The sequence below is a fragment of the Streptomyces sp. NPDC111520 genome (assembly GCF_055635295.1).
In genome coordinates this window covers 616,411-622,202 of sequence record NZ_JBVKBW010000005.1, presented here as the reverse complement: position 1 = coordinate 622,202, position 5,792 = coordinate 616,411, and the positions used below count along the sequence as shown (strand labels likewise).

General features: G+C 71.6%; 3 protein-coding genes, 1 tRNA gene and 2 rRNA genes. 5 read left to right on the top strand and 1 reads right to left on the bottom strand.

What is annotated here, in order from left to right:
• From ACZ7MY_RS14990 to ACZ7MY_RS14975, 4 genes are all read left to right on the top strand, one after another.
• A 23S ribosomal RNA gene (locus ACZ7MY_RS14990) occupies positions 1-97 on the top strand; the annotation flags it as partial.
• 65 nt (positions 98-162) lie between these two features.
• Positions 163-279 (top strand): 5S ribosomal RNA (gene rrf, locus ACZ7MY_RS14985).
• Positions 280-420: 141 nt separating this feature from the next.
• A complete protein-coding gene (locus ACZ7MY_RS14980) occupies positions 421-1,386 on the top strand; it encodes a DegT/DnrJ/EryC1/StrS family aminotransferase (RefSeq protein WP_499601985.1) in 966 nt (321 codons plus the stop codon).
• A gap of 83 nt (positions 1,387-1,469) precedes the next feature.
• A tRNA-Thr gene (locus tag ACZ7MY_RS14975) sits at positions 1,470-1,542 on the top strand.
• A 73-nt stretch (positions 1,543-1,615) separates the two neighbouring features.
• Here the strand turns inward: ACZ7MY_RS14975 and ACZ7MY_RS14970 are convergent.
• A complete protein-coding gene (locus ACZ7MY_RS14970) occupies positions 1,616-4,231 on the bottom strand; it encodes a SpoIIE family protein phosphatase (protein ID WP_499601983.1) in 2,616 nt (871 codons plus the stop codon).
• Between the two features lie 284 nt (positions 4,232-4,515).
• Here ACZ7MY_RS14970 and ACZ7MY_RS14965 point away from each other — a divergent pair.
• Positions 4,516-5,792 (top strand): HAMP domain-containing protein (locus tag ACZ7MY_RS14965; RefSeq protein WP_499601982.1); only part of this gene is annotated, 1,277 nt, incomplete at its 3' end.

Here is a 5,792-nt window from a genome sequence, read left to right as displayed (position 1 = left end):
TTAAGGCTCCCAGTAGACGACTGGGTTGATAGGCCGGATGTGGAAGCCCAGTAATGGGTGGAGCTGACCGGTACTAATAAGCCGAGGGCTTGTCCATAGGTTGCTCGCGTCCACTGTGTAGTTCTGAAACAACGAACCGTTGGTTCGAAAGTTTCATAGTGTTTCGGTGGTCATAGCGTTAGGGAAACGCCCGGTTACATTCCGAACCCGGAAGCTAAGCCTTTCAGCGCCGATGGTACTGCAGGGGGGACCCTGTGGGAGAGTAGGACGCCGCCGAACAATCATTCAGAGCCGTGCCCCCGGACCCAGTCCGGGGGCACGGCTCTTTGGCGTATCCACACCCGTTGTTCATGTTCAGATCAGCAACGCATCACCCGCCGCGGTGATCCTTGCCGGACCGGGTAAGTGGAGGTGAGCCTGATGCAGCAGTTCCTGGTTCAGGGTGCTGAAGTAGCCGCGTTGGAGGACGAGTTCTCGTCGGCGGTGGACGGGCGTCATACCGTTGCCGTGGATTCGGCGACCTCCGCGTTGCAGCTGGCGCTGCTCTCGCTCGGCATCGGCGCCGGCGAGGAAGTGATCCTGCCGTCGTTCGCGCCCGTGGAGACCGCGGCCGCCGTGCGGCAGGTCGGTGCGGTGCCGGTCTTCGCCGACATCGACCCGCTGACGTTCTGCCTCGACCCGGAGGCCGTCGCCGCCGCGATCACGCCCCTCACGGTGGCCATCCTCCCGGTGCACCTCTTCGGGCACCCCGCGGCCGTCGACCAGATCACCGACATCGCCGCCCGGCACGGCCTGGCGATCGTCGAGGACGCCACCCAGGCCCAGGCGGCCACGCTGGCCGGCCGCCGGGTCGGCACCTACGGCGTGCTGAGCGTGTTCTCCGTCGATGAGGGTGCCGTGGTCACCACGGAGCACCCCGAACTGGCCAGTGCCGTCAAGCGGCTTCGGGACACCGTCCACGCCCGGGCCCGCATCACCGACCGCAAGGCGGCCGTGGGCCGGGGGGCGCTGGCGAAGCTCGCCGGTGCCGTCGCCCGGCAGCGGGCCAACTGCCGCTACCTTGACTCGGCGTTGACCGGGGTCCTGGTGCCGTACGTGGAGCCCGGCGCCCACCACGTCTACCACCGCTACACGGTGCGCATACCGGGGAACGGTCGGCCGGACCGGGACGCGTTCGCGATGGCCCTGGCCGCGCGGGGCGTTCAGGCGAACGTGAGCATCCCGACGCCCGTGCACCGGCTCCCGGAGTACCGGTCGAGTTCGTACCTGCCGCGTACCGAGAAGGCGGCCGGCGAGACGCTGTCGCTGCCCGTCCACCCGGGTTTGACGGAGAAGGAGTTGGAGCGGATGGCCGCGGCGTGCAACACGCTCGGCGGCCTGCTCTGATCCCCGGCCGTTCCGGTGGGTCCGTACGTCGAGCGGATTTCCGAACCGGGACCGGGATGGGTTAAGATCCTTCACGTCGACGCGCCCCAATAGCTCAGTCGGCAGAGCGTCTCCATGGTAAGGAGAAGGTCTACGGTTCGATTCCGTATTGGGGCTCTGATGAGTAAAGGCCCCCGCCGTCACGGCGGGGGTCTTTACCTTTTCCGGGGCTCTGCGCGGACCGGCCCCGCTAGGCGGGCAGTTCCGGGACGCGCATCGAGAGGATGGCCATGTCGTCGGACGGTGCGTCCGATGCGAAGCGCTCGACGGCGCGCTGGATGCGGGCCGCGACGGCGCCGGCGGTGAGGCCCGTGCACGTCGCCAGGACGTCGGCGAGGCCGTCGTCGCCGAGCATGCGGGTGCCCTCGCGGCGTTCTGTGACGCCGTCGGTGACGCAGAGCAGGACGTCGCCGGGGTCGAGGGTGACGGTCTGCTCGACGAGTTCGAGGTCCTCGATGACGCCGAGCAGCGGCTGCGGCTCCGCGGCGGGTTCGACGACGCCGCTCTGCCGCAGGCGCAGCGGCAGCGGGTGCCCTGCGCACACCACCTTCAGGACGGCGCTGCCGTCGCTCTGCGGCCACATCTCGCCGTAGAGGAGGGTGAGGAAGCGGCTGCGGGCCCCCTCGTCCAGGATGGCCGCGTTGAGGCGCTCCAGGACGGACGGGCCGCTGAAGCCCTCACGGGCGAGCAGGCGCAGCGCGTGCCGGGCGAGACCGGTTACGGCGGCGGCCTCGGGGCCCGTGCCGCACACGTCGCCGATGGCGAAGCCCCAGCAGCCGTCGCGGATCGGGAACACGTCGTAGAAGTCGCCGCCGACCTCGTTGCCCTCGCCTGCGGCGCGGTAGACCACCTCGACCTCGACGCCGGGGATCACCGGCAGGCCGGGGGGCAGCAGGCTGCGCTGGAGGGACTGGCTGATGGCCGTGCGCTCGCTGTAGAGGCGGGCGTTGTCCAGGGCGAGGGCGGCCCGGCGCGACAGGTCCTCGGCGAGTTCCAGGATCTCCTGGCGGAAGCGCTCGTCGGCGGACTTGCCGAGGGTGAGCATGCCGATGACGCGGTTGCGGGCCACCAGCGGCAGGACGACCGTCTCGCCGCCGACGGCCGCCGCGGTCGCCAGGGCCGTGCCGGGGCCCGTGGCGGGCCGTGCGGCGTCGCCGAGGCCCAGGCTGCGCAGGGAGGCGCGCAGGGCCGTGGAGTGCGCCGCGTCGGCCGGTGCGGTCCACACCCGGGCCCCGGGGGTGGGGTCGGGTTCGGGAGGGGCGACGCGGGAGAGCAGGGCCTTGATGCCGTCGATGCGGTCCTCGTCCTCGTGGAGGACGAAGGCGAGTTCGGGCTCCGAGGCCTGGTCGGCGATCGTGTAGACGGCGCACCAGTTGGCCAGGGTCGGCACCGTCATCTGGGCCATCAGGGCGAGCGTCTGGTCGCGTTCCAGGGTGCCGGCGAGCAGGTCGGAGGCCTCCACCAGGAAGGACAGCGAGCCGCGGCGCAGCCGTTCCAGCTCGGTCAGGCGCGCGCTCTCCACCGCCAGCGCGATGCGGTCGGCGGCGAACTGCAGCCGCAGCGCCTCCTCGTTGGTGTAGCGGCCGGGGCTCTCGGCGGCGACGCCCAGCGAACCGGTGAGGCGGCCCTCGACCTTGAGGGGGACGGTGACGACGGAGCGCATGCCGGTGCCGGCGAGCAGCGGGACGGCGCCGGGCACCGCCGTGAGGTCCTCGTGGACGGCGGGCATGCGGGCGCTTCCGTAGCGGCCGGTGCCGGCCTCGACGGGGACCCGCGCGAAGCGCTGCCGCGCGGAGGGCAGACCGGTGGAGGCCCGCACCTCCAGTTCGGTCTCGTCGTCGGTGGCGAGCAGCAGGTAGGCGGCGTCGCCGTCGAGCATGTCGCGGGCGCGCTCGACGGTGCGCTGCAGCAGCCCGTCGAGGTCGTCGGGGGCGGGGGAGCCGATGAAGGACTCGAAGGGGTCCACGGCCTTGCCGCGTTCGGCGCCGCCCTCGACGGCGATCATGCCGCGGCCCGGGTTCTGCAGGACGGCCCGCTCGTCCTCGCGCACCAGCAGGCACACGGTGGACGGCTCGCCGGAGGAGTCGCGGACCCGCAGGTGCGTGCCGTAGACGGGGAGGATCCGCCCGTCGGCGCCGCGGAGGCCGTAGCTGCCCTCCCAGCGGGACAGCCGCAGGGCCTCGGCGATGCCGTGGCCGGTGCCGGGGGTCTGCGGCCAGGCGGCGAAGTCGCCGAGCGGCTTGCCGGTCACCTGGTCGCCGGCGTGGCCGAAGAGCTCGGCGGCGTCCTGGTTCCAGCGGGTGATGATGCCGCCGCGGTCGACCTGGACGACGGCGACGCGGACCCGTTCGTCGGCGAGCGGCAGCGCCTGGACGGGCAGGGCCGGGCCCGCGGAACGGGTGCCGGCGGGGCGCTGCGGGAGTTCCAGGCGGAACCAGACGTGCTTGTTGGCGGCGGTGTACTCCACGCCCCACCGGCTGGCCAGCGCCGAGCAGAGCAGCAGCCCGCGGCCGCCCTCGTGGTCGGGGTGGATCTGCTTCTTGGCGTCGTGGAGAGGAAGCTCACGTTCCGGATAGCGGTCGGCGACCTCGATCCGTACGGCGGACTCGAAGCGCAGGCACTGGACGTCCGCCGCGGTACCGGCATGGACCACGGCGTTGGTGACGAGTTCACTGGTGAGGACGACGGCGTCGTCGACGACCTCGGAGAAGCCCCAGCCCTGCAGCGTGTCGCGGACGAACGCGCGTGCGGTGGCGACCGAGCGTCCCACGGGTTCGAAGGTGGCCGCTGCCCGCGCCGTGATCACGGATCTCCTTGTTTGTCCCGGGACGTCACCGTTTGTCGTCCGCTGTACTGTCACCACCGGCCCCCACTTCGAGGTGTACGCCCGGCCCAAGGTGGGCAACCGCATGCCAGGTTACTTACCCCCGGCGACCGCGTGTGTGCCGGTTGGGGGTGTTCCTGCCCCGATCATGACGCCGGTCATATGCGATGCTGCCGAACTGTTATGGCCGGGCCCGGGCATGGTGAAACACTGGTCATGCCTGAACGAGGCACCTGCAGGTCGGTCGACCCTCCGGGAGGGACACGGTGGAGTCTGGCGCATCGGCGCGAGGCGGCGCGGCATCCGCGGCGAAGCGGGGCGGTTCCGCACGGGTCAAGAACGCGCGGTCGCGTACGGGCGGGGCCGGTACGGGGACCGTAGAGGTCGACTCGGCGGCCCTGCACCGGCTGCTGTCGGCGTTGGAGTCCATGCGGGACGGCAACTTCCGCAAGAGGCTGACGGTCACGGGCGACGGCGTCATGGCGGAGATCTCCGCCGTGTTCAACGAGGTCGCCGACCGCAACCAGCACCTGACCGGGGAGCTGGCGCGGGTGCGGCGGGTCGTGGGCCGCGAGGGCAAGCTCGCGGAGCGCCTGGAGACGGGGGCATGCGAGGGCGCCTGGGCGGCGGCCATCGACGCCTCCAACGCGCTCGTGGACGACCTCGTGCGCCCCATGTCCGAGGTCGGCCGGGTGCTGTCGGCGGTGGCGGAGGGCGACCTGGAGCAGCGGATGGACCTGCGCGCGCAGGGTGCCGACGGTTCCGGGCACCCGCTGCGCGGCGAGTTCCTCAAGGTCGGCCGTACCGTCAACGGGCTGGTCGACCAGCTGTCCACGTTCACCGACGAGGTGACCCGGGTGGCGAGCGAGGTCGGCACCGAGGGCAAGCTGGGCGGGCAGGCGCGGGTGCGCGGCATGTCCGGTTCGTGGAAGGACCTCACGGACTCGGTCAACACGATGGCGTCCCGCCTGACGGCCCAGGTGCGTGACATCGCCCTCGTCACGACGGCGGTCGCCAAGGGCGACCTGTCGCGCAAGGTCACCGTGCACGTGGCCGGCGAGATGCTGGAGCTGAAGAACACCGTCAACACGATGGTGGACCAGCTCTCCTCCTTCGCGGCCGAGGTGACCCGCGTCGCGCGTGAGGTGGGCACCGAGGGCCAGCTGGGCGGCCAGGCCAAGGTGGCCGGGGTCGACGGCGTGTGGAAGGACCTCACGGACTCCGTCAACCTGATGGCCGGCAACCTGACGGCCCAGGTGCGCGACATCGCCCAGGTGACCACCGCGGTCGCCAACGGCGACCTGTCGCAGAAGATCACCATCGGCGCGCGCGGCGAGGTCGCGCAGCTCGCCGAGACCGTCAACGCGATGACCGAGACGCTGCGCACCTTCGCCGACGAGGTGACCCGGGTGGCCGGCGAGGTCGGCGCGGAGGGCCGGCTCGGCGGCCAGGCGCAGGTGCCGGGCGCGGCGGGCACCTGGAAGGACCTCACCGATTCGGTGAACACCGCGTTCCGCAACCTGACCGGCCAGGTGCGGGACAT